Consider the following 23,549-nt stretch of genomic DNA (forward strand, 5'->3'; position numbering starts at 1 on the left):
TACGATTTCCTCATGAGCGAGGCGCGCACCGCCAGCTATTACGCGGTCGCCACCCGGCAGGCGGGACGGCGGCACTGGAGCGCGCTCGGGCGTGCGATGTCCCGCTGCGGCCCCTACGCGGGGCCGGTCTCCTGGACGGGCACGATGTTTGAATACTTCATGCCCCATCTGCTGCTGCCCGCCTACGACGGGTCGCTGCTGGGCGAGGCGCTCCACTACGCGCTCTACTGCCAGAAGCGGCGCGCCCGCCGCGCGGGGGTTCCGTGGGGGATCAGCGAGAGCGGGTATTTCGCCTTCGACCCGCACTTAAACTACCAGTACAAGGCACACGGCGTGCAGGCGCTGGGGGTGAAGCGGGGGCTCGACCGGGAATGCGTCGTCGCGCCCTACGCGACCTTTCTGGCGCTGCCCTTCGACCTTGACGGCGGGATGAAAAACCTCGACCGCCTCGAGGCGCTCGGCATGGCGGGACGGTACGGCTTCTATGAGGCGGCCGACTTCACGCCCGGACGCGCCCCGGCGGGAGGCTTTGCGGTGGTGCGCTCCTATATGGCGCACCATGTCGGCATGAGCATTGTCGCCTGCGCGAACGCGCTGCTCGACAACGTCATGCAGAAGCGGTTCATGCGCGACCACGCGATGGGTTCCGCCAGGGAATTTTTGCAGGAAAAAATATCAAAGGATGCGGTGGTGTACGACCAGATGAAACCGGAAAACGACCAGCGGCAAAAACCCGCGCCCGAGGGCGCGCCCATCGTGCGGGAGGGGCTCTCCCCGCTGTCGCCCGCCTGTACTCTGCTCGCGTCGGGGCTCTGCTGCCATCCGCTCTCCGAGACGGGGAACGGCTGGCTTCGCTATGGAGACTGCGACGTGACCCGCCGTTCCGACGACCCGCTGCTCCACCCGCAGGGGATTCTCGCCCTTGTGAAGGCGTGCGGCGAGACGATCTCGGCCACGGCCGCGCCCTTCTGGCAGGAGGGGGTGGCGCACCGCTGCGAGTTCACGACGGACGGCGCGTCCTACCACGCCCGGAAGGGGGAGATCGAGCTCACCCAGCGGTTCACCCTAGACGCGGTCCGTCCGGTGGAGCGGTGCGCGCTGACCGTCCGCAACCACACCGCGTCCAAGGCGGTCGCGCAGGTCTGCTTCTACTTCGAGCCGGTGCTCGCCCAAAACAGCGAATACGCCGCGCATCCCGCCTTCTCCAAGCTCTTTCTGCTGGGAAGCCGGGACGCGGCCACCGATTCGGTCAGCTTCTTCCGCCGCCACCGGGACGGCTCGGACGGGCTATTCCTTTCGGCGGGGCTCGCGGAACGGATCCCGTTCGACTGCTGCCTGCGCCGGGAGGAGATGACCCCCTATCCCGAGGGGCTCCAGAACCTGCTGCATTTCGACGCGCTGCCCTTCGGCGGCCAGACCGCCACGCCCGACGGCTGCTGCGCCCTCCGCCTGACCCTCACCGTCCCGGCGCGCGGGGAGGCGACGGTGACGCTGCTGCTCTCCTGCGGGCCGTCGCTCGCCGAGAGCGCGGGCAACCTCGCGGCCGCGCGGGAGGAGCGTTCGGCCCCCGCGCCCTCGCCGCTCATGGGCGATTCGATGGCCGCGCGGTTCGGTCTGCGGCTGCTGCCGCAGATGCTCTTCGGCGCGGACTGCGGCGATGCGGCGCGGGCCGCCCTCGCGGAGAACACCCGCGGGCAGGACGCGCTCTGGTCGCTGGGGATTTCGGGCGACCGGCCCATCGTCCTCTACGACTGGGACGCCGAGCCGGACGGGGCGCGGCTGTCGGCTTACCTGGAGCTCTGGACGATCATGCGGCTGCACCGGCTGGAATTCGACCTCTGCGTGCTTGGCGCGCCGGAGAATCCGCTTCCGGAGGGCGTGTACCGGATTCCGCGGGAGGTCTCCCGGGAGGTGCTCACCGCCCTCAGGGCCGCCGCCTGCCACACAGCGTCCGACGCGCGGGAGCCCGCCCCGGCCGAGTGGCGGCCCGCGCCCATCCTGCACGCCGAGCCGGCGGAGATCCCGCAGGACCCCAACCGGTTCGACTTGGTGGGCGGGGCCTACCTCGGGGAGGGCTTCTGCGTCGAGCGGGTGACGCCGCTGCCCTTCTCCCACGTGCTGGCGAACCCGTCGTTCGGGTGCCTCATGCAGGACGCGAGCCTCGGCAACACCTGGTGGCAGAACGCCCGCGAATGCAAGCTCAGTCCCTGGCGCAACGACATCGCCACGGGCAACGACGGCGAACGCCTGCTGCTGAAGCTGGGGGAGGAGATTTACGACCTGGTGAACGGCGCGCGCGCCTTCTTTTCCCCGTCGGAGGCCCGCTGGAAGGGGCGCGCGGGGAACCTTTCGACGGAGGTGCGCGTGACGGTATCCGACGCGGGGAGCGCAAAATTCCTCGATGTGACACTGGAAAACGAGAGCGACGGGGAGGTGGAGGCCATCTGCGCCTATGTGATCGAGCCGGTGCTGGGCGTCAGCCGGCAGACGGCGAAATATATCCGGTTCGGGCAGCTCGACGGCTGCCTGACGCTGCACAATCCCTATCACGCTCAGCTTCCCGCCTGGATGGCGGTCCGCGTCCCGGACGGGCATCCGAGCCACACGACCGACCGCGCCGCGTTTTACGCGGGGGACTGGTCGCCGCGGGAGCTGCTGCCGAATAACGACCCCATTGCGGGCACGGTGGTGCGCAAGCGCCTGCCGCCCCACCGGCGCGCGTCGCTCCGCTTCCTCCCCCCCCCCCCCCCCCCCCCCCCCCCCCCCCCCCCCCCCCCCCCCCCCCCCGCAGCTCGCGGGGCGGCCGCTGCCGCCCTCCGGCGGCTCCGGCCGCCGCTCGATCTCGATCTCCACCCCGAGCGAGCCGCTCGACCGCTTCATCAACACCTTCGCGCCCCACCAGATCCTCGCGGGGCGGCTGTGGGGCCGGTGCGCCTTCTACCAGTGCTCGGGCGCCTACGGCTTCCGCGACCAGCTGCAGGACGCGGGCGCCTACCAGCTGCTCGACCCGGAGATCGCCAGGGAGCAGATCGCGCGCTGCTGCGCCGTGCAGTTCCCCGAGGGGGACGTGCTCCACTGGTGGCACGCGCTGCCCAGCGAGACGCGCGGGGTGCGCACCCGCTTTTCCGACGACCTGCTCTGGCTGCCCTACACTGTCTGCGGCTATGTCGAGGCGACGGGTGACCGGGAGCTGCTCGACCTCGAGATCGCCTTCTGCGAGGGGGAACCGCTCACGGAGGGGGAACAGGAGCGCTACCAGGCGGTACGGCAGTCGGAGGAAAAGGCGACGGTGTTCGAGCACTGCGTGCGCGCGATCGAAAAGGCGAGCAATTTCGGGGACAAGGGCATCCCGAAGATCGGCTGCGGCGACTGGAACGACGGGTTTTCGGGCGTCGGCGCGGGCGGGCAGGGGCAGAGCGTCTGGCTCGGGATGTTCCTCGCCGTGGTGTGCGGGCGGTTCGCGCCGCTCTGCGCCGAACGCGGGGACGGCTTCCGCGCCGAGCTCATGAAGGGCACGACGGCGCTTCTGCGCCAGAACCTCGACAAATCCTGCTGGGACGGGAACTGGTACCTGCGCGCCTTCTACGACGACGGGACCCCGCTCGGCAGCCATAAGAGCGAGGAATGCCGCATCGACCTGCTCTCCCAGAGCTTCGCGGTCTTCGCGGGGATGCCCGACGCTTCGCGCGTGAAGACGGCGCTCGACTCCGCGCTCGGCCGCCTTGTGGACCATGAAGGGCGGATCGTGAAGCTCTTTACGCCCCCCTTCGACCGTTCCGACCACAATCCCGGCTATATCAAGGCGTACCCCACCGGCATCCGGGAAAACGGCGGCCAGTACACCCATGCGGCCATCTGGCTCGCGCTCGCGCTGCTGGAGGCGGGCCGCGCGGAGGAGGGCTGGCGGCTGCTCGACATGCTCAACCCCGCCTCCCGCTGCACCGACGCGGCGCTCGCCCAGAGCTACAAGACCGAGCCCTACTACCTCGCCGCCGACATTTACACCCACGCCGGGTGCTGCGGCCACGGGGGCTGGAGCATCTATACCGGCGCGGCGGCGTGGTACTACCGCGCGGTGGTCGGCGGGCTGCTGGGACTGGGCTTCCGCGGCGGGGCGCTCACTCTTTCGCCCCGCCTGCCCAAAAGCTGGAACCGTTTCTCGGTTACGGTACGGGAGGGGGAGGCGACCTACGCGATCGAATGCTCCCGGACGGGGAAGCGGACGCTCACGGTGGACGGGAATCCGGCGGAGGAAATCCCGCTCGACGGGGCGAGCCACACCATTTTGTTAACGATTTAAAAACGATGGAAAAAAGATGGTGCGCGCGCGGATTTTTATGGTATAATAACTTCTCGTAATATAGAAATATCCCCAAAGGAGATCATCGAATGAACGACCGCTTCCAACGGGAATCCATCGGCGACGGCGTCTGGTTCAGCAGCGTCACCGATCCCAAATTTAAACACAACCGCATCTCCGCCAATCTGCTGGTCGGGCTGGAGAGCGAAACGGCCTCGGTGAACGCGGCCCTGCCCTTTATCCTGCGGCGCGGCTGCCGTTCCTGCCCCGATTTTACCATGCTCAACCAGAAGCTGTGCGAGCTCTACGGCGCGTCCCTCTCCTGCGACGTGTCCAAGTTCGGCGGCTACCAGGTGCTGGAGCTTTCGATCTACGGCATCGACGACCGCTTCACCCTCGATAACGCCCCGCTCGCGCGCGAATGCGCGGCGCTGCTCTGCGACGTGCTGCTTGACCCGAAGCTGTCGGACGGCGCGTTCGACGAGCAGGACACGGCGCTCGAGCGCCAGCAGCTCGTGGACACGATCGAAGGGCAGATCAACGACAAGCGCCTCTACGCGCTGACCCGCTGCAAGTCGCTCATGTGCGCGGGCGAGCCGATCGCGGTCGACAAATACGGCTCCATCCCCGACGCGAAGGCGATCACCGCCCGCTCGGCGGCGGAGGCCTACCGCCGCGTCGTCGAAACGGCGCAGGTGGAGCTCTTCTTCGTGGGCAGCGGCGACCCGGCCGAGGCGAAGGAGACCTTCCGCAAGGCGTTTTCCGGAATCCGCCGCAGCCCTGCCGCGCTCGAAAAGGTCCAAACGGCCCTGCGCGCCGACAGGGTCCGCGAGCAGACCGACGAGATGGACGTCGCGCAGTCCAAGCTGGTAATGGGCTTCCGCACCGGCGAGATTAAGGATCGCCGCGCCTTCGGCGGCATGCGCATGATGGTCGCGCTCTTCGGCGGCACGCCGACCTCGCGGCTCTTCACCTACGTGCGTGAAAAGCTCAGCCTCTGCTACTACTGCGCCGCGCGGTTCGACCGCCTGACCGGGCTCATGTTCGTCGACAGCGGCGTGGAGAAGCAGAACGGGCGGAAGGCCTACGACGAGATCCTCCGCCAGCTCGACTGTGTGCGCAGGGGCGAATTCACCGACGAGGAGCTCACCGCCACCCGCCTGCTCATGCAGACCTCCCTGGAGGCGGTCGGCGATTCGCTCAGCGCGACCGAGGAGTGGTACCTCACCCAGATCGTGGGCGGCGCCCAGTACTCGGCCAAGGACGAGAGCGCCCTGCTCGACGAGGTCACCCGTGAGGACGTGATCGCGGCGGCCGGGCAGGTCACGCTCGACACGGTCTACTTCCTCACAGGAAAGGAGGCGGAGTAAGATGGATCAGCAGATTGTCAAATCCGCGCGGCTCGGGGAGGAGATGGTGCGGATCAAACACCGGTCCGGCCTCAACATGCTGCTCTGCCCGATGAAGGGCTACTCGACCGCCTACGCGACCTTCACGGCCAACGTGGGCTCGGTGGACACCGGCTTCAAGACGCAGGACGACGCGGAGTTCGTCGACGTGCCGGAGGGGATCGCGCATTTCCTCGAGCACAAGATGTTTGAAAACGAGGAGGGGGACGCGTTCGAGCGGTACGCCAGGACGGGCGCCTCGGCCAACGCCTATACCTCCTTCGACAAGACCGCCTACCTCTTCGCCTGCACCGGCAACTTCGAGCAGTCGCTCGAGATCCTGCTCGACTTTGTGCGCCGCCCCTACTTCACGAAGGAGTCGGTGCAGAAGGAGCAGGGGATCATCGGGCAGGAGATCCGCATGTACGACGACGACGGCGACTGGCGGGTGCAGTTCAACCTGCTCGCCGCGCTCTACCACAGGCATCCGGTGCGCATCGACATCGCCGGCACCGTCGAGTCGATCTCCAAGATCGACCACGAGCTGCTTTACCGCTGCTACCGCACCTTCTATAACCTGAACAACATGGTGCTCTGCGTGGCGGGCAACTTCGACGTGGACACCGTGCTGAAGGTCGCCGACCGGGTGCTCAAGCCGGATGAGAAACCGGTGGAGATCGAACGCCGCACGGTCGATGAGCCGGACGGCGTCTGCAAGCCGCTCGTCGAGCAGAAGCTGTCGGTCGCCACGCCGCTCTTCGAGTTCGGCTTCAAGGGCCGCGCCGGCGCCCCCCGGGAAAACCTCAAAAACCAGGTGCTCGACGAGCTGCTCGCCGACATCATCGCGGGGGAGGCGTCGCCGCTCTACCGCCGCATGTACGACGCGGGCATCATCAACGCGACCTTCGGCAGCGAGATCATGGCCGGGCGCGACTATATGTGCGCGATCTTCTCGGGCGAGAGCCGCGAGCCGGAACGGGTCGCGCGGGAGATCAAAGAGGAGATCGCCCGCATGAAACGGGAGGGGATCGACGAGCGGATGTTTGAGCTCTGCCGGCGGGCCACCTACGGGCGCTATATCGGCATGTACAGCCGTGTGGAATCGGTGGCGGGACTCATGGCCGCGACCTATTTCGCGGGCGTCGACGACATCTATTCGCTGCTTGACATCGTGGCGGACGCGACCGTCGAACAGCTCACCGAACGGCTGGAGACCGCCTTCGATGAGACGCGGTCGGCGCTTTCGATCGTGCGGCCGCTCGACGAATAAGCGGGGGAGGCTGACAGCATGGACTTTTACAGGCACGCGGTCTCCTTCCCGGGGCTTGGCATCGGGGAGTTCGAGATCAACCAGACCGCCTTTACGATCCCCGGCATCGACTGGCCGATCCGCTGGTACGGCGTCATCATCGCGGCGGGGTTCCTGCTCGCGATCCTCTATATCCTGAAGCGCACCCGCACCTTCGGCCTCGACGCCGACCGGGTGCTCGACGTCATCATCGGCGCGGTCATCGGCGGGATCGTCGGCGCGCGCCTCTACTACGTGATCTTCAGCTGGGAGATCTACGCGGACGACCCGATCAGCGTCTTCTACCTCTGGAAGGGCGGCATCGCCATCTACGGCGGCGTGATCGGCGGATTTCTCGTGGGCTACCTCATCTGCCGCTGGCGGAAGGTGAAGTTCCTGCCCATGGCCGACCTCGCGGTCGGCGGGCTCATCCTCGCGCAGTCGATCGGCCGGTGGGGCAACTTTGTCAACATTGAGGCATTCGGCTCCAACACCACCGCTCCCTGGGGGATGGCGGGCCCGGCGGTCCGGCAATACCTCGCGAGCCACCAGGCGGCGCTCGCCGCGCAGGGGGTGGTCGTCGACCCGTCGCTTCCGGTGCACCCGACCTTCTTCTACGAGTCGGCCTGGTGCCTGCTCGGGTTTCTGTTCATCGCGTGGTATGCCAAACGCCGCCGGTTCGACGGCGAGCTGGCCCTCGTCTATGCCGCGTGGTACGGCGCGGGCCGCGCCGTCATCGAGGGCCTCCGGACCGACAGCCTCATGTGGGGGAGCGTCCGGGTGTCGCAGGCGCTGGCGGTCGTCCTTGTGATCGCCGCGCTGGCGGTCGAGGTCTGGGTGCGCGGGCGCATCCGCGCGCACGCGGGGGATCCCGATTATCTGAAGCTCTATGTGGATACCGAGGAGGGACAGGCCGTGCTGGCCGGGACCTTCTATCAGCAGGCGGAGGCGAAGGCGCCCGAACCGTCGGAGCCTTCGGGAGCGGGGGAGGAACCCGTTTCTCCGGAACCTTTGGAGACGGGCGCGGACGCGTCCGAAGAGGCGGCGTCCGCCGGGGGACCGGCGGGGGACACGCCCGAGGAAAACGAGGAACCCGAGACGACCGATGGGGAGGACGATGAAGATGCAGGCAAAGCTGATTGATGGAAAGGCGGTAAGCGCCGCGCTGCGCGAGCAGCTCAAGGAGGAGGTCGCCGCGCTGGCGGAGGACGGCATCACGCCGGGGCTCGCCGTGGTGATCGTGGGGGACGACCCCGCGTCCAAGGTCTACGTGCGCAACAAGAAGAAGGCGTGCGAGGAGCTGGGGCTCCACTCGGAGGAGTACGCGCTGCCCGCGGAGACGACGCAGGAGGAGCTGCTCGCGCTCGTGGATAAACTCAACAAAAAGCCGGATATCGACGGCATCCTCGTGCAGCTCCCGCTGCCCGCCCACCTCGACGAGAAGGCGGTCATCGAGGCGATCTCGCCCGACAAGGACGTGGACGCGTTTTCCGCCGTCAACGTCGGAAAGATCATGATCGGCGACTACAAGTTTTTGCCCTGCACTCCGGCGGGCATCATGGAGCTGATCAAATCGACCGGCATAGAGGTGAAGGGCAGGGAGTGCGTCGTCGTGGGGCGCAGCAACATCGTCGGCAAGCCGATGGCCATGCTCCTGCTCCACCAGCACGGCACCGTCACGATCTGTCACAGCCGCACCGCCGACCTGCCCTCCGTCACCCGGCGCGCCGACATCCTCGTCGTCGCGGTCGGCAGGGCGAAGTTCGTCACCGCCGACATGGTGAAGCCCGGCGCGGTCGTCATCGACGTGGGCATGAACCGCGACGAGAACGGCAAGCTGTGCGGCGACGTCGACTTTGCGGAGGTCGCCGAGGTCGCGGGCGCGATCACGCCGGTGCCCGGCGGCGTCGGCCCCATGACGATCACGATGCTGATGAGGAATACCATCACCGCCGCCAAAAAGTGAGAGAAACGCCTGAAAATACCTCTCGTCCCTTGACATGGGAGCCCCGGTATGCTAGAATATCACTTGCCGCATGTTTCAGGCTATAAGTGCGCCCATACGCCGCCTGACCGCAGCGAGTCTATTGAAATGAGGAAACAGAATGTACGCAGTCATTTGCACAGGCGGAAAGCAGTATCGCGTTTCTGAAGGCGATGTTGTTTTTATCGAGAAGCTCGACGCCGAGGTTGACGCAACCGTGAATTTCGACCAGGTCCTCGCAGTCGGCAAGGACGACGGCGTGGTCGTCGGAGCCCCCACCGTGGCGGGCGCGACCGTGACCGGCAAGGTGCTCAGGAACGGCAAGGCCAAGAAGATCACCGTCTTCACCTATCGTCCGAAGAAGGGCTCCGCCCGCAAGCTGGGCCACCGCCAGCCGTATACGAAGGTCGAAATCCAGTCGATCAAGGCTTAATCGTAGAAAGGAAAGCAGAGGTGTTTTAAATGGCACATAAAAAAGGTGTAGGTTCTACCAAGAACGGACGCGATTCCGAATCCAAACGCCTTGGCGTGAAGCGTGCTGACGGCCAGTTCGTGCTTGCCGGCAACATCCTCGTCCGCCAGAGGGGCACTCATATCCATCCGGGCACCAACGTCGGCAGGGGCTCCGACGACACCCTCTTCGCCCTGAGCGACGGGAAAGTGAAATTCGAGCGCCTCGGTCGCGACCGCAAGAAGGTCTCGATCGTTCCTGTCCAGTAATCATTTTTGCAGCAAGTCCCGAGTGGAAACACTCGGGATTTTTGTTCTTTATTGGGGCATCCTAAATCCATCACACCCGGACCGAAGACAGGAGTAAAAGCATGTTTGTAGACAAGGTCAAGATCCGCATCAGGGCGGGGGACGGCGGCAACGGCGCCGTGGCGTTCCACCGGGAAAAATATGTCGCGGCGGGCGGACCCGACGGCGGGGACGGCGGGCGCGGCGGAAACGTCGTGTTCCAGGCGGACACCAACCTGTCCACGCTCGTGGACTTCAAGTACAAGCGCCGCTTCTTCGCGGAAAACGGCTCGCCGGGCGGCGGAGGCCGCCGCAGCGGCAGAAACGCGCCCGATCTCGTCATCCGCGTGCCGCGCGGGACCGTCGTGCGGGACGCGGCCTCGGGACGGGTTATGGCCGACCTGTCGGGGGAGGAACCCGCGGTGGTCGCGCGCGGCGGCAAGGGCGGCTGGGGCAACAGCCACTTTGCCACCCCGACGCGTCAGTGCCCCCGCTTCTCCAAGCCGGGGCTGCCCGGCGAGGAGTACGAGGTCGAGCTGGAGCTCAAGCTGCTGGCCGACGTGGGTTTGGTGGGCTTCCCGAACGTGGGCAAGTCGACCCTGCTTTCGATGGTGTCGGCCGCCAGGCCGGAGATCGCCAATTACCACTTCACCACCCTCACGCCGGTACTCGGCGTCGTCAAGGTGGCGGAGGGCAAATCGTTCGTCATGGCGGACATCCCCGGCCTTATCGAGGGGGCCAGCGAGGGGGTCGGGCTCGGGCACGAGTTCCTGCGCCACGTCGACCGTTGCCGTCTGATCGTGCACGTCGTCGACGTGTCCGGCTCGGAGGGCCGTGATCCCGTCGGCGACTTCGAGTCGATCAACGCCGAGCTTGAAAAGTTCAATCCCGAGCTCGCCACCCGTCCGCAGATCGTCGCCGCCAACAAGACCGACATGGCCTCCCCCGAACAACTCGCGGCCTTCCGCGGCTACATCGAGGAAAAGGGATATCCCTTCTATGAGATCTGCGCGCCGATCGGGGAGGGGATCGAACCGCTCGTCTACGCGATCTCGCAGAAGCTCGACACCCTGCCTCCCATCAGGGAATACGAGGTCGACCATGTCCCGCTCGAGGAGCGGGAGCGGCTCGCCCGCAACGTCTTCGACATTCATGTGGAGGACGGCGTCTACATCGTCGAGGCGGACTGGCTGATGCCCGCGCTCGGCATGGTGGATATGGACGACTACGAGAGTCTCCAGTATTTCCAGCGGGTGCTGCGCCAGAGCGGCATCATCGACAGGCTCGAGGAGATGGGCATCCAGGAGGGCGACACGGTCAGCATCCTCAATTTTGAGTTTGAATACATCAGATAAAGGACGGCTTTTATGCTCGATTTGAAACTGCAGGAACAGAACCCGAAGCTCTTAAGCCCGCTGACCCTCGCCTTTCTGGGGGACGCGGTCTATGAGCTGTGCGTGCGCCAGCGGGTCGTAGCGGAGGGCAACTGCCCCGTCAACGACATGCACCGCAAGGCGGTGAAGCTCGTCAACGCGGCGGCCCAGTCGGACGCGTTCGAGCGCATCTCCGGCGCGCTCACCGAGGAGGAGCTCGCCGTCTACAAGCGCGGGCGCAACGCCAACGCCACCAGTTCCCCCAAGCACGCGGCGCTCGCCGATTACCGCCGCGCCACCGGCGTGGAGGCGCTCTTCGGCTATCTCTATCTCAAGGGCGAGACGGAGCGCATCGGGGAGCTTTTCGACCTGGCCTGCGCCGCGGCGGAAGGGTAGGGGGATCGCGTTGGAGAGAGCGGGACTGCGCAAAACGCTGTGGGAACTGCTGGTGGAGCTCGCCTTCGACGGGGTGGGCAGCTTTGCCTTCGCCGTGGGGATGCAGATGTTTATCGCCCCCAACCAGATCGCGCCGGGCGGCGTGAGCGGCCTTGCGGTGGTACTCAACTACCTGACGCGGGTCCCAATCGGCGTCTGGTCCTTCTTCATCAATATTCCGCTGCTGCTGGTCGGGCTCCGGTTCCTCGGCAGGCGGTTCGCCCTGCGCACCCTCAAGACGGTGGTCGTTCTGTCCGTCATGATCGACTACGCCGCCGCGCCGCTGCCCGCCTACACGGGCGACCCGCTGCTTGCCGCGCTCTTCGGCGGCGTGCTCATGGGCGCGGGGATGGCGGTCGTCTTCCTGCGCGGCTCCACGACGGGCGGCAGCGATATCGTCTCCCGGGTGCTCCAGCTCCGGTATCCCTATATCCCGCTCGGCAGGATCCTGATGTCGATTGACGTGGTGGTCATCCTCATTTCGGCGGCGGTCTTCGGGCGCATCGAAACGGCTCTCTACGGCATGGTGGCAGTCTTCACCGCCTCCAAGGTGATCGACGGAATCCTTTACGGCATGGATACCGGGAAGCTCATCTACGTCATGTCGCGGGACTCCCAGACGATCGCCAAGCGGGTGATGGCGGAGCTGGAACGAGGCTGCACCCTTCTCAAGTCGACCGGGGCGTTCACACAGAGCGACGCGCAGGTCCTGCTCGTGGCAGTGCGCCGCCAGCAGTACCATCCGCTCAAGAAGATCATCCACGAGGTCGACCCAGCGGCCTTCATCATCGTGACCGATTCCACCGAGGTGATCGGGCTGGGCTTCAAGCCGATCACCGGATAAAAAGAGGGCCGGCCGCACGCGCGGCCGGTCCTTTTTGAAAAACGGCGAGGGAAAGCCCCCGGATCTGCCGCGCGTGGCGGAATATCCGGGGGCTTTCGGCGCTCTATCAGACGAAATGGCCTTAGTCGGACAGCTCGTTACGGTTCTTCTTCGCCTGGGAGGATTTCTGGTTGTTGTTGGAGGAGCTGTTCTGCTCGTTGCTGAAGCGGTTGGAAGAGTTGTTCTGCTCGTTGCTGAAGCGGTTGGAAGAGTTGTTCTGCTCGTTGCTGAAACGGTTGGAGGAGTTGTTCTGCTCGTTGCTGAAACGGTTGGAAGAATTGTTCTGCTCGTTGCTGAAACGATTGGAAGAATTGTTCTGCTCGTTTCTCAGGCTGTTCTGTTCGGAACGGTTGTTGTTCTTCGCCATGGTCATTTCACCTCTTTTCAATTAATGTACTCTTATTATTCGAAAATTCGGACGGTTTATTCCATGCAATGATCGGCAATGGCAGAAAATGCCCGACAGGTTGGAAAAAAGTTTACACGGAAACGGAAATATATTCAGAAAGATTTGTTATCATTTTCTCTGGAATTTTCCAAAAAGGCTTGACTTAACTATACTGTTGTGGTATAGTTAACCAGGGTTAAGAAAACCGCACTTGAAATCGAAATTGACAGGAGGATATGACGATGAAAAAGTTTGTTTGCACCATTTGTGGATATGTTCATGAGGGGGACACCCCGCCGGAGTTTTGCCCGCAGTGCAAGGCGCCCGCTTCCAAGTTCGAGGAGCAGAAGACCGATTCCCTGACCTGGGCCGATGAGCACCGTGTCGGCGTCGCGGCCGGCGTGGACCCGGAGATCGTTGAGGGTCTGCGCATGAACTTCACCGGCGAATGCTCCGAGGTCGGCATGTATCTGGCGATGGCGCGTCAGGCGCACCGCGAGGGCTACCCCGAGATCGGCCTCTACTATGAGAGGGCCGCCTACGAAGAGGCGGAGCACGCCGCGAAATTCGCCGAGCTGCTTGGCGAGGTCGTCTTCGCGGACACCAAGAAGAACCTCGAGCTGCGCGTGGCCGCCGAGAACGGCGCCTGCGAGGGTAAGAAGAAGCTCGCCACCCGCGCCAAGGAACTCGGCCTCGACGCGATCCACGACACCGTCCACGAGATGTGCAAGGACGAGGCGCGCCACGGCTGCGGCTTCCAGGGCCTGCTCAACCGCTATTTCAAGTAACGGCATAAACATAAAAGCGGCGGGATTCCCGCCGCTTTTATTCGTATATCCGGGGCCGGCGGAGGAATCCTAATGGAAAGAAATCCTGAGAGGGAGGAATCTCCGTTGGCAAAGAAGGCAAAGCTGCCCGACGGCCCCGCCGAGCGGGTCGAGGCGCAGAACGAAGGGATCCGGCCGGAGAGCAACCATCACGCGGCCAACCAGAACCAGCATCACAACGTCAAGAAGGAAGCGCTCGGACCGAACACCCGACGCTGAAAAAAGGCGGCCTCCGGGAACCGGAGGCCGCCTTTTTCTGCGTTTCTAGTCGGAAAAATGCCGGATGCGCAGCGGGATGCCCAGCCGCGCGGCCGTCTGCTTGCAGATTTCAATCTCGTCGGGGGGGATGACGTCGACGATCGAAAATTTGACGGCGGGGACGTACCGCTTGCAGTCCACGGCGAACTGTAACATCGCGTCGTAGGCCGCGGGCCCGAAGGAGGGGCGGCAGACGGCGTTGTATTTTTCCGCGTCGGAGGTGTTGAGACTGACCGATACGGTGTCCACGAGCCCCTCGAGCAGGGGGGCGGTGGGTTTGCCGTGGATGAGGTCGCCCAGGCCGTTCGTGTTGACGCGGATCTTAACGCCGCCCACGCCGCGCAGGTACCGGCAGACGGCGAGCAGGGTGTCGAGCGCGCACATCGGCTCGCCGTACCCGCAGAAGATGACCTCCTGATAGGCGGAGAGGTCGTAATCCCCAAAGGCCGCGATGACCTCTTCGGTGGTGGGGTCGTGGTCGAGCCAGAGGCTTTCGGCCGTGCCGAGCCCCTCCTTTTGGGAACGGATGCAGAAGGTGCACCGGCAGGGGCATTTGTTGGTCAGGTTGACGTAGAGGCTGTCGCCGTATACATAAAGGATATCTTCCATCACTCGTTCCCCCTGTAAAGTCCAAGCTGTTCTTTCACATTCAACCTGTCGAGCGCGAACGCCGCGAGCAGGAAGACGACCGCGCTCCCGCCCGACTGGACGACGCCCCCCCACAGGGTGACGAGCGGCGCGAGCCAGTTGCCCGAGAAGAGGGCCTCGGCGACGTAATAGCCGGCGTTGGAGACGATCCCCGCGAGCAGCAGGGCGAGCAGGTTGCGCCCGCAGAGGAGCTTTGGGGATTTCGCCGTGAACCAGACGGCGGTGAGGGGCTTGATGATCATCGTGGGGATCACCCAGACCGGGACGCCCGAGACGAAATCCGCGAGCCCCCCGCCGATCGCCGCCGCCGCGCAGGCGTAGGGCATCGGGAGCAGGCCGGCCGCCAGATAGATGAAGGCGTCGCCGAAGTGGATGTAGCCGCCGTTGACGCCGACGGGAATGTGGAAGAGGTAGGCGGTGGTCAGCGTGATCATCGCCGCGAACATCGCACTGGCGGTCAGCAGCTTATAGGATCTGCGGCTCAGGGCCGCCGAATTCGGACTTGTCATCGTTTATCCTTCCTTTCCGATCAGCAGGTCGAGATGGTTTTCAAAGGGGACGCCTTCGTTGGGATCGGTTCCGTCGGCCTCCGCGTCGGAGATCGCGGCCTCGAGCAGGCGGGCCGCCTTTTCCAGCGCGGCCTCCGCCGTTTCGCCGCGCACCAGCCCGCCGCAGAGGACCGAGGCAAGCAGGTCCCCGGTGCCTGAAAAGCTGCGTCCGCTGCCGACGCTGCGGTTGCCCACCGAGAAGCGCCTGCCCGTCCGCGCGTCGAAGCCCGCGTTGCAGATCAGATCCCCCCGGTGCACGCCGGTGACGATCACCGTGCGCGGCCCCATGCCGGCGAGCCGCTCGGCCAGCTCCCACACCGGCTCGAGGCTTTGTGCCCGCGCGACGGACGCATAGTCGCCGTCCGCCAGAATGCAGGCCTCGGTGAGGTTGGGAGTGATGACGTCGGCGCGCGCGACGAGGGATTTGAGGGAGTCGCACATCGTCCTGCCGAAGACGGGGTAGAGCTTGCCGTTGTCGCCGAGCACCGGGTCGACGAGCAGCAGCGTCCCAGGCAGGTAGAACCGGTCGAGGAACCGCTCGACCATCCGGACCTGCCGCGCCCCGCAGAGAAAGCCGGTGTAGACGCCGTCGAAACGGACGCCGCGCTTTTCCCACTCGCGGGTAAAGGCGTCGAGGTGCCGCGACAGGTCGACGCATGCGTAGCTGGGAAAGCCCGTCTGGTTGCTGAGCACCGCCGTGGGCAGGGGACACGCCTGCACCCCCATCGCGGATAAAACGGGGACCGCCGCTGTCAGCGAGCATTTCCCCAGCCCGGAAAGATCGTGGATCGCCGCCACCTTTGGAACCGCCATGCCTCCGCCTCCTTTTCACTGGTTCCATCATACCGCAGGCGGACGCAAAAGGGAAACGGCGCGGCAATGCCGCGCCGTCCCGGCGGGACTGTGAAAACCGCACTTTTTTGGCGTGCTTATACATGACAAATTTGTGGAATCTCACGGGAATTCAGACGCCGCGGCCGCGCCCGGAAAGCGGCATGGCAAAACTGCACAAAAAGGGCGGCGGGAAACCCGCCGCCCTTCGTGCGATTGGTAGAAACTAGAGCAGTTCACAGTCGTTGCGCGCCTTGAGGCGCAGCCAGCGGTGGTCGATCTCGTTCTGGATGGCCTGCACGACGTCGGCGTACCGCTCGTTCATGAGGTGTTTGGTGCGCCCCATCATCCCCAGCCAGTCGGCGGCGGGGAGCTTCTTGCCGGCCGCCTCGGGGTCGTAGGTGATTTTGGTGATTCCTCGCTCGATCTCGTAGAGGGGGAAGTAGCAGCAGTCGACGCCCGCCTGGATGACCCGGCGTTCGGTGTTCGGCTTGTCGCCCCAGTTGAGCGGGCAGGCGGAGAGCGCCTTGAGGTAGGCCATGCCGTGCTCGGCGGCGTAGGCCTTCGCCTTCGCGGCCTTCTTGAGGAAGTCGGCCGGGTTGCATTCGGCGACCGTCGCGACATAGGGGATGTTGGTGGCCGCCATGATCATCGGCGTGTCCTTGTGGAAGAAGTTTTTGCCGTACTGGTTGGGGCCGACGTGGGAGGTCGAGCTCTTCGCGCCCATCGGCGTCGAATAGGAGAGCTGATAGCCGGTATTCATATAGCCGCCGTTGTCGTACTCGAAGAGGATGAGGTGATTGTTGCGCAGCGCGGTGCCGATGGCGGAGCCCATGCCGATGTCCATGCCGCCGTCGCCGCTCACCATGACGAAGGTGATCTCCCCCTCGGGCAGCTCGCCCCGCTTCTGCCGCTGGCGGCACATCTCGACGAGTCCGGCGAGGGTCGCCGCGCCGTTCTGGAAGAGGTTGTGCACGTAGGGGACGCGGAAGGAGGTCTTGGGGTAGGCGGTCGTGACGACCATGCCGCAGCCGGTCTGGAAGAGCAGCACGACGTTGCCCTCGATGCCGCGTAGCAGGAGGTTCACGTTGACGGGGATGCCGCAGCCGGGGCAGGCGCCGTGGCCGGGGGCGAGGCGCTTAGGCATCGCGGTCGTCTCGTTGACGCGCCCGCCCCTGACGACGGCCTTGCCGTCCTCAAAGACGCAGGTGGTGAGCCCGGGGGAGGCGGCCTCCTCGGTGATCGGCGCGAAATACTGCTGGTTGTCCACCTGCTCGCCCGGATAGCTGCCGAGATAGTCGAAGGCGGGGGCTTTCGCGTCATAGCAGCTTTCGATCATCCGTTCGGCGTCCTCGACGTAGAAGTCGAGCCCCCCGAGGCCGTAGACGCGGCTGAGCACCCGCGCGGAAACGCCCGCGCGCTGGAGCGCGGCGCGGATTTCGAGGCTCATGTTGCCGCCTTCTGCGCCGTAGCTGTCCTGCCGGTCGCCGACGAGCACGGTTTTGGCGTTTTTACAGATCGCGGCGAGCTCCCCGCCGGGGAAGGGGCGCAGCACGTTGGTCGTGAAGACGCCCACCTTTTTGCCCTGCGCGCGGAAGCGGTCGGCCGCGACCTTGGCGGTGTGGTAGCTCGAGCCGAGCAGGAAGAGCAGCACCTCCGCGTCGTCCGCGAGGTAGCTTTCGGTTCGGCAATAGGCACGGCCGGAGAGCTTTTCATATTCCGCGAAGATCTCGGGAATCGCCTCGCGCGCCTGCTCCATCGCGAGGTGGAGCTGGAACTTGTTGTTGATGATGTCCGGCTCGTTCATATAGGAGCCGATCGAGACGGGATGCGCGAGGTCGAGGGCGCTGTAGGGCGCGTCGTATTTCCCGACGAACGCCTGCACGTCGGAATCCTCCTCGAACACCTCGCAGCGGCGCTTCTGATGGCTCGTAAAGAAGCCGTCGAACGCGACGATGACGGGCAGCTTCACCCGCTCGGCGAGCTTCAGCGCGCAGATGTTGAAGTCGTAGACCGCCTGCGGGGAGTTGGCGAAGAGGATGACCCAGCCGGTGTTGAGGGTATACATGATGTCGCTGTGGTCCCCCTTGATCGACAGCGGCCCCGAGACGGTGCGACAGGCGACGTTCATGACCATCGGGAAGCGCGTGCCCGACTGGACGGGCAGCTCCTCGAGCGCGTAGAGCAGGCCGTTGGCGGAGGTCGCGTTGAAGACGCGCCCGCCGCCCGTCGACGCGCCGTAGCAGATCCCGGCGGCGCTGTGCTCGCCCTCGGCGGCGATCAGCGAGATGTCGTGCTCGCCGTCCGCCTTCATCTGGTCGAGGAATTCGGCGATCTGGGTGGAGGGGGTGATGGGGTAGTAGCCCATCACATGGTAGTTGATCTGCTTGGCGGCGTAGGCCGCCAGTTCGTTACCGCTGTCGAAAAGCACCCGCTGTTTTTTCATCACACAACCCCTCCGTCCACACGTTTTTCATTGAGGAAGCTCTCGCTCGTCACCCACGAGTTGGGCCCCGCGTCCTCGAACTCCATCCGGTCGACGATGAGGTCCTTGTTGCGGACGAACCACTTCTTGTCCGGATGCTCGCGCTCGAGCCCGGCGACGAGCGCCTCGGTCGGGCAGACGTCGACGCACCGCAGGCAGCCCTTGCAGTGGTGGTAGTCGAGCCCGGTGTTGACCATCGCCTTGCGGCCCTTGTACTCGCCGGGCTGGAACTGGAAGACCATGTCGGGGCAGGTGGTGTCGCACAGCCCGCAGTTGATGCACTTCTCCTGGATGAAGAGGGGGATATACCCCTCGCGGGAGGCGGACAGGTCGTTGGACACGGAACTGCCGAACCGGGGGTTCACGCCGCCGAGCGGCGCGTTCCGGTAGCCCCATTTGTCGCGCGCCTCGGTGTAGGGGACGGCGGGGAAGCGGCCGTCGTCGGAGAACTGGCGGGAGACGCCCTCGGCGTAGCCGCGGCGGATGCCCTCGAGGTTCTGCTCGCAGAGGGCGGGGTACTTTTTGCCGATCGTCTCGCGCGCGAGGGAGAGCGCCGCGTCGAGCGGGATGAAGCCGGAGGCCTTGACGATCGCGCCGAGCATGACCATGTTGACGCGCGACTTGCAGTCCATGGCGATCTTCTGCGCGTCGACGCAGGTGAGCTCGCCGGCGTGCAGCTTGAGCCGCTCGCGCATCTCGTCGGGGGAGGCGCCGGTATTGACGATCACGCGCGTCTCCTCGGTGACGCCCGCCGTCACCGGCAGCTTGCCCGCCATCGCCTCGTGGAAGAGCCCGAGGATGTGGGGGGATTCGATGGGGCTGTTGACGCGCAGGTCCATGTCCTGCTCGCACCAGCGGATGAAGGCCTTGACGGGGGAACCGCGTTTTTCCGAGCCGTAGCTCGAAAAGGACGCGGAGTTGAGCCCCAGGTAGACCGCGCCGAGCTCGCCGAGCATCTTTCCGCAGAGGTTGGCGCCCAGCCCGCCGATGCTTTCCAGCCGGATCTCGTAATAGCCGTAGTCGTTTTTGACCGGAAGAACCGTCTTTTCGTTCATTTGCTCACTCCATTCGTTTGCAGGGATGGTTACATTATTTGCCTCTTTCCCGAAAGTATGTATCGGTGGGGAAGGAATCCCCGCTGCGGGATGAAAATACAGAAAAATTGGCGAACTTTCTTGTAAAATCCCCGGGAATTGAGTATAATGGAGAGCGGTAAGTTTTGTGGAGGTTGGAGATTTATGGAGCTGGGTTTTGACAACGAAAAATACCTGCGCACACAGTCGGAGCGCATCCTCGAACGGATCGCGCAGTTCGGCGGCAAGCTGTACCTCGAATTCGGCGGCAAGCTGTTCGACGACTACCACGCGTCCCGCGTGCTGCCGGGCTTCCGGCCGGACAGCAAGGTGAAGATGCTGCTCGAGCTCAAGGACGAGGTGGAGATCGTCATCGTCATCAACGCCTCGGACATCGAAAAGAACAAGCTGCGCGGCGACCTGGGCATCACCTACGACCTCGACGTGCTCCGCCTGATCGACGCGTTCCGCAGCATCGGACTCTACGTGGGCAGCGTGGTGATCTCCCAGTACAGCGCCCAGCCCGCGGCCGACGCCTTCCAGAAGCGGATGGAGAGCCTCGGCGTCAAGGTCTACCGACACTACCCGATCGCGGGCTATCCCTCCAACGTGCCCCTCATCGTCAGCGACGAGGGCTACGGCAAAAACGAATACATCGAAACGAGCCGTTCGCTCGTGGTCGTCACCGCGCCCGGCCCGGGCAGCGGGAAGATGGCGACCTGCCTCTCCCAGCTCTACCACGAATACAAGCGCGGCGTGAAGGCCGGTTACGCGAAGTTTGAGACCTTCCCGATCTGGAATCTGCCGCTCAAGCATCCGGTCAACCTCGCCTACGAGGCGGCGACCGCCGACCTCAACGACGTCAATATGATCGACCCCTTCCACCTCGAGGCTTACGGGGTCACCACGGTCAACTACAACCGCGACGTGGAGGTGTTCCCCGTCCTCCGGTCGATCTTCGAGAAGCTCGCGGGCGTCTCCCCCTACAAATCCCCGACGGACATGGGCGTCAACATGGTGGGCAGCTGCATCACCGACGACGGGGTGGTCTGCGCGGCCGCCCGGCAGGAGATCATCCGCCGCTATTACAGCGTGCTCTGCGAGCAGCGCCAGGGCCTCGCCGACGCGGACATGGTCTACAAGGTGGAGCTGCTCATGAACCAGGCGGGGGTGTCGACCTCCGACCGCCCGGTGATCGCCCCGGCGCTGAAAAAGGCGGAGGAGACGGGGATGCCCGCCGCCTCCATCCAGCTCGCGGACGGCCGCATCGTCACGGGCAAGACCTCGGCCCTGCTCGGCGCGTCGGCGGCGGTGCTGCTCAACGCCCTCAAGGCGCTCGGCGGCATCCAGCACGACATCCACCTGATTTCGCCGATCATCATCGAGCCGATCCAGAACCTCAAGACCAAGCACCTCGGCAACCACAACCCGCGGCTCCACACCGACGAGATCCTCGTCGCGCTGTCGATCTGCGCGGCGACCAACCCGACGGCGGAGCTCGCGATGCGCCAGCTCCAGAAGCTGCGCGGCTGCGAGGCGCACTCGACGGTCATCCTCTCCCACGTGGACGGGGACACCTTCCGCAAGCTGGGGCTCAACCTCACCTGCGAACCGCAGTACCAGACCAAAAAGCTCTATCACAAATAAACGAAAAAAGGCCGCCGGCATTTCCGGCGGCCTTTTTGATCCGTTTTTTCTATGCGAGGTAGCGCGAGAGGAACTCCCGCGTGCGCTCGTTTTTTGGGGCGGTGAAAATCTGCTCGGGCGGGCCCTCCTCGAGGATGATGCCGCTGTCCATGAAGACGACGCGGGAGGAGACCTCGCGGGCGAAGCCCATCTCGTGGGTGACGACGATCATCGTGAGGCCCGACTTGGCCAGATCCTTCATGACCGCGAGCACGCCGCCGACCATCTCGGGATCGAGCGCGGAGGTCGGCTCGTCGAAGAGGAGGACCTCCGGGTCCATGCAGAGCGCCCGCGCGATCGCGACGCGCTGCCGCTGGCCGCCCGAGAGCTGGGCGGGGGAGGCGCCGATGAAGCTGGACATGCCCACCGTGGCGAGCAGCTGCTCCGCCTTCTTCTGGCTCTCCTCCTTGCTGCGCTTCAGCACGGTCATCTGGCCGATCATGCAGTTCTTCAGCACGCTCATGTTGTTGAAGAGGTTGAAGGACTGGAAGACCATGCCGACCTTGGCGCGGTGCTTGTTGACGTCGAGCTCCCCCTTGAGGATGTCCTTGCCGTGGAGGAGGATCTCGCCGTCGTCGGGGATCTCAAGCAGGTTGATGCACCGGAGCAGGGTGGACTTGCCGCTGCCGGACGAGCCGATAACGGTGATCACGTCCCCCTTGTCGATGTGGAAGTTGATGTCGTCGAGGACGCGCAGCTCGCCAAAGTGCTTTTTGAGGTTTTTGATCTCCACGATGTGTTCCATCACTGCGCCCCTCCTTCCGGTTTGATGCGCGCCTCGGGCACCGTCTGCGAGGTCGGATAGCTGGAGGGCGGGCGGTGCATACGGATTTCGATCGCGCGCAGGATGCGGGTGGTCGTAAAGGTGAGCACCAGATAGACCAGCGCGGTCACGAGGAAGGTGTCGGTGAACTTGAAGATGCTGCCCGCGATCTTGTTGGACTGGAAGAACAGCTCGGTCACCGAGATGGCGTTGAGCACCGAGGAGTCCTTGATGTTGACGACGAACTCGTTGCCGATGGCGGGGAAGGCGTTTTTGACGCCCTGCGGCAGCACGACGTGGAACATCGTCTGCGCGGGGGTCATGCCGATGCTGCGCGCGGCCTCGGTCTGGCCGACGTCGACCGACTGGAGTCCGGAGCGCAGGATCTCCGCCATGTAGGCGCCGGTGTTGATCGAGATGATGCAGATGCCGGCGACGGTGGTGTCCCAGTTGAAGACCGGCTTGAGGCCGTAGTAGAGGAAGACCGCCTGCACCATCATCGGGGTGCCGCGGAAGAACTCCACATAGACGCAGGTGATGAAATAGACGATCTTTTTGACCGCCTTGGCGACGCCGGAATCCCGCGACTCGCTTTTGGAGCAGACCGACCGCACGCTGCCGACGACCAGGCCGATCAGCAGACCGATGACGGTGCCGGTGATGGACAGAAGCAGGGTCGTCTTGATGCCGGCCCAGAACATCGGCCAGTATTTGACGGCGATATCAATTGCAGATGCAAACATGGTCACACGATCCTATCTTTCGTACTTTCGGACGGCGTGCGCCGTGGATCATTCCTGCGCGGGCTGGCGCCCGGTCGCTTCGATCATCCACTGCTGGCGGGTCTCCTCGGTGATGCTGTCGAGCGCCTTCTGGATCTCGTCGAGCAGCTCGGTGTTGCCCTTCTTGACCGCGATCGAAACGGAGGTGTCGGCCTCAAAGCCCTTGTCCGCGTCGAACTCGACGTAGGTCAAATCGGAGTTGCTGCTGGTGACGCCGACCGCCACGGGCAGCTCGGCGGTCAGCGCGTCGACCTCGCCGTTCTGGAGCGCGACGACCATCAGCGGGTAGGTCGCGAGCGGGGTGACGTGGTCGACCCCGTCGATCTGATCGATGACGTCGTCGTAGATGGTGTTGAGCTGGCCCTGGACCTTGCGGCCGGAGAGCTGCTGGATGTCGGTGATGCCGGCCAGGTCGCTGTCCTTGCGGACGATGACGACCATTTTGCTCTCATAGTAGGGGGTGGTGAAGTCGACGTTCTGTTTCCGCTCGGGGGTGGCGGTCATGCCCGCGATGATCGCGTCGATCTCGCCGTTGTTGACGGCGGGCTCGAGGCCCTCCCAGGCGATCGGCTTGATGACCAGGGTGCGGCCGAGCTTCTCGGCGATGTATTTGCCCATGACGACGTCGTAGCCGTCCGCGTAGGAGGCGTTCCCGATGTCGACGGCGGTGTCGGTCTTTTCGAGCTGGGTCCAGTTGAAGGGGGCGTAGGCGCACTCCATTCCGATCGTGAAGGTCTTCTCCTCGGCGGGCTTGGAGCCGCAGCCCGCGGCCGCGAGCAGCATCAGGGTCGCCAAAACGAGAGCAAGTACTCTTTTCATTTTAATCCTCTCCCATATTAAACATTCTTGCAGCACAAGAAAAGGCGCTAAG

The 23,549-nt window shown here is 64.6% G+C and carries 22 protein-coding genes and 1 pseudogene; 14 read left to right on the forward strand and 9 right to left on the reverse strand.

The genetic code is table 11. The annotated features are described in order from the left end of the window. Nucleotides 1-12 precede the first annotated feature (12 nt). The 11 genes and pseudogenes from NE609_RS00590 to NE609_RS00640 form a co-directional block, all read left to right on the forward strand. Nucleotides 13-2,616: pseudogene (locus tag NE609_RS00590) on the forward strand (glucoamylase family protein); the annotation flags it as partial. A 58-nt stretch (nucleotides 2,617-2,674) separates the two neighbouring features. Beyond that, nucleotides 2,675-4,300, forward strand: coding sequence for a GH36-type glycosyl hydrolase domain-containing protein (locus tag NE609_RS00595; protein ID WP_256151380.1), 1,626 nt, complete (start codon nucleotides 2,675-2,677; stop codon nucleotides 4,298-4,300). An 89-nt stretch (nucleotides 4,301-4,389) separates the two neighbouring features. Next, nucleotides 4,390-5,670: an EF-P 5-aminopentanol modification-associated protein YfmF gene (gene yfmF / locus NE609_RS00600; protein WP_101550984.1), complete on the forward strand. Its 1,281-nt coding sequence runs from the start codon at nucleotides 4,390-4,392 to the stop codon at nucleotides 5,668-5,670. Nucleotide 5,671: 1 nt separating this feature from the next. Then, nucleotides 5,672-6,958 (forward strand): EF-P 5-aminopentanol modification-associated protein YfmH, encoded by a 1,287-nt coding sequence (gene yfmH / locus NE609_RS00605; protein ID WP_101550982.1) that lies wholly within the window; start codon nucleotides 5,672-5,674, stop codon nucleotides 6,956-6,958. A gap of 18 nt (nucleotides 6,959-6,976) precedes the next feature. After that, nucleotides 6,977-8,119 carry a prolipoprotein diacylglyceryl transferase gene (gene lgt, locus NE609_RS00610; protein ID WP_121585766.1) on the forward strand — a complete coding sequence of 381 codons (1,143 nt, stop codon included), beginning with the start codon at nucleotides 6,977-6,979 and terminating at the stop codon, nucleotides 8,117-8,119. Then, a complete protein-coding gene (gene folD, locus NE609_RS00615) occupies nucleotides 8,100-8,942 on the forward strand; it encodes a bifunctional methylenetetrahydrofolate dehydrogenase/methenyltetrahydrofolate cyclohydrolase FolD (protein WP_121585764.1) in 843 nt (280 codons plus the stop codon). Before lgt ends, folD begins: the two co-directional genes overlap by 20 nt. A 139-nt stretch (nucleotides 8,943-9,081) precedes the next feature. After that, nucleotides 9,082-9,393, forward strand: a complete 312-nt coding sequence (gene rplU / locus NE609_RS00620) for a 50S ribosomal protein L21 (RefSeq protein ID WP_101550976.1) — start codon at nucleotides 9,082-9,084, stop codon at nucleotides 9,391-9,393. A gap of 29 nt (nucleotides 9,394-9,422) precedes the next feature. Beyond that, complete coding sequence (gene rpmA / locus NE609_RS00625) at nucleotides 9,423-9,680, forward strand: 50S ribosomal protein L27 (RefSeq protein WP_101550974.1); 258 nt, start codon at nucleotides 9,423-9,425, stop codon at nucleotides 9,678-9,680. Between the two features lie 101 nt (nucleotides 9,681-9,781). Then, complete coding sequence (gene obgE, locus NE609_RS00630) at nucleotides 9,782-11,053, forward strand: GTPase ObgE (protein WP_256151381.1); 1,272 nt, start codon at nucleotides 9,782-9,784, stop codon at nucleotides 11,051-11,053. A 12-nt stretch (nucleotides 11,054-11,065) separates the two neighbouring features. Further along, the gene (locus NE609_RS00635) at nucleotides 11,066-11,467 is read left to right on the forward strand and encodes a Mini-ribonuclease 3 (protein ID WP_256151382.1); all 402 of its coding nucleotides are present in this window, start codon (nucleotides 11,066-11,068) and stop codon (nucleotides 11,465-11,467) included. A gap of 10 nt (nucleotides 11,468-11,477) precedes the next feature. Continuing rightward, complete coding sequence (locus NE609_RS00640; RefSeq protein WP_121585758.1) at nucleotides 11,478-12,350, forward strand: YitT family protein; 873 nt, start codon at nucleotides 11,478-11,480, stop codon at nucleotides 12,348-12,350. A gap of 121 nt (nucleotides 12,351-12,471) precedes the next feature. Here the strand turns inward: NE609_RS00640 and NE609_RS00645 are convergent, their stop codons facing one another. Further along, nucleotides 12,472-12,777, reverse strand: a complete 306-nt coding sequence (locus tag NE609_RS00645) for a hypothetical protein (protein WP_256151383.1) — start codon at nucleotides 12,775-12,777, stop codon at nucleotides 12,472-12,474. A gap of 242 nt (nucleotides 12,778-13,019) precedes the next feature. On the opposite strand from NE609_RS00645, the gene NE609_RS00650 reads away from it, so the two are divergent. Together NE609_RS00650 and NE609_RS00655 are read left to right on the forward strand one after the other, a co-directional pair. Continuing rightward, a complete protein-coding gene (locus NE609_RS00650) occupies nucleotides 13,020-13,565 on the forward strand; it encodes an NADH peroxidase (protein WP_121585754.1) in 546 nt (181 codons plus the stop codon). 72 nt (nucleotides 13,566-13,637) lie between these two features. After that, nucleotides 13,638-13,823, forward strand: coding sequence for a hypothetical protein (locus NE609_RS00655; RefSeq protein WP_256151384.1), 186 nt, complete (start codon nucleotides 13,638-13,640; stop codon nucleotides 13,821-13,823). Nucleotides 13,824-13,868: 45 nt separating this feature from the next. On the opposite strand, the gene NE609_RS00660 is transcribed toward NE609_RS00655, so the two are convergent. The 5 genes from NE609_RS00660 to NE609_RS00680 form a co-directional block, all read right to left on the reverse strand. Continuing rightward, nucleotides 13,869-14,471, reverse strand: a complete 603-nt coding sequence (locus NE609_RS00660; protein WP_256151385.1) for a TIGR04100 family radical SAM protein — start codon at nucleotides 14,469-14,471, stop codon at nucleotides 13,869-13,871. Then, nucleotides 14,471-15,019, reverse strand: coding sequence for a TIGR04002 family protein (locus NE609_RS00665; protein ID WP_256151386.1), 549 nt, complete (start codon nucleotides 15,017-15,019; stop codon nucleotides 14,471-14,473). The genes NE609_RS00660 and NE609_RS00665 overlap by 1 nt, the downstream gene beginning before the upstream one ends. A gap of 3 nt (nucleotides 15,020-15,022) precedes the next feature. Next, on the reverse strand, nucleotides 15,023-15,871 hold the full coding sequence (locus NE609_RS00670; protein ID WP_121585748.1) for a pyridoxamine kinase: 849 nt from the start codon (nucleotides 15,869-15,871) through the stop codon (nucleotides 15,023-15,025). 244 nt (nucleotides 15,872-16,115) lie between these two features. Continuing rightward, complete coding sequence (locus NE609_RS00675; RefSeq protein ID WP_121585746.1) at nucleotides 16,116-18,335, reverse strand: thiamine pyrophosphate-dependent enzyme; 2,220 nt, start codon at nucleotides 18,333-18,335, stop codon at nucleotides 16,116-16,118. After that, nucleotides 18,335-19,429 carry a 2-oxoacid:acceptor oxidoreductase family protein gene (locus NE609_RS00680; protein WP_121585745.1) on the reverse strand — a complete coding sequence of 365 codons (1,095 nt, stop codon included), beginning with the start codon at nucleotides 19,427-19,429 and terminating at the stop codon, nucleotides 18,335-18,337. Before NE609_RS00680 ends, NE609_RS00675 begins: the two co-directional genes overlap by 1 nt. A 183-nt stretch (nucleotides 19,430-19,612) precedes the next feature. Here NE609_RS00680 and NE609_RS00685 point away from each other — a divergent pair, with 183 nt between their 5' ends. Next, nucleotides 19,613-21,094 carry a DUF1846 domain-containing protein gene (locus NE609_RS00685; protein WP_101550954.1) on the forward strand — a complete coding sequence of 494 codons (1,482 nt, stop codon included), beginning with the start codon at nucleotides 19,613-19,615 and terminating at the stop codon, nucleotides 21,092-21,094. A 49-nt stretch (nucleotides 21,095-21,143) separates the two neighbouring features. Here NE609_RS00685 and NE609_RS00690 read toward each other — a convergent pair whose 3' ends face one another. Genes NE609_RS00690 through NE609_RS00700 form a run of 3 tightly spaced genes read right to left on the reverse strand, consistent with a single transcriptional unit; the run spans nucleotide 21,144 to nucleotide 23,497 of the window. Then, on the reverse strand, nucleotides 21,144-21,878 hold the full coding sequence (locus NE609_RS00690; protein ID WP_101550952.1) for an amino acid ABC transporter ATP-binding protein: 735 nt from the start codon (nucleotides 21,876-21,878) through the stop codon (nucleotides 21,144-21,146). After that, nucleotides 21,878-22,639, reverse strand: a complete 762-nt coding sequence (locus tag NE609_RS00695) for an amino acid ABC transporter permease (protein ID WP_101550950.1) — start codon at nucleotides 22,637-22,639, stop codon at nucleotides 21,878-21,880. Before NE609_RS00695 ends, NE609_RS00690 begins: the two co-directional genes overlap by 1 nt. A gap of 48 nt (nucleotides 22,640-22,687) precedes the next feature. Continuing rightward, a complete protein-coding gene (locus NE609_RS00700; protein WP_256151387.1) occupies nucleotides 22,688-23,497 on the reverse strand; it encodes a transporter substrate-binding domain-containing protein in 810 nt (269 codons plus the stop codon). Nucleotides 23,498-23,549 lie beyond the last annotated feature (52 nt).

The organism is Anaerotruncus sp. DFI.9.16, from assembly GCF_024461615.1.
In the GTDB taxonomy this organism is placed as follows: Bacteria; Bacillota; Clostridia; order Oscillospirales; family Ruminococcaceae; genus Anaerotruncus; species Anaerotruncus massiliensis.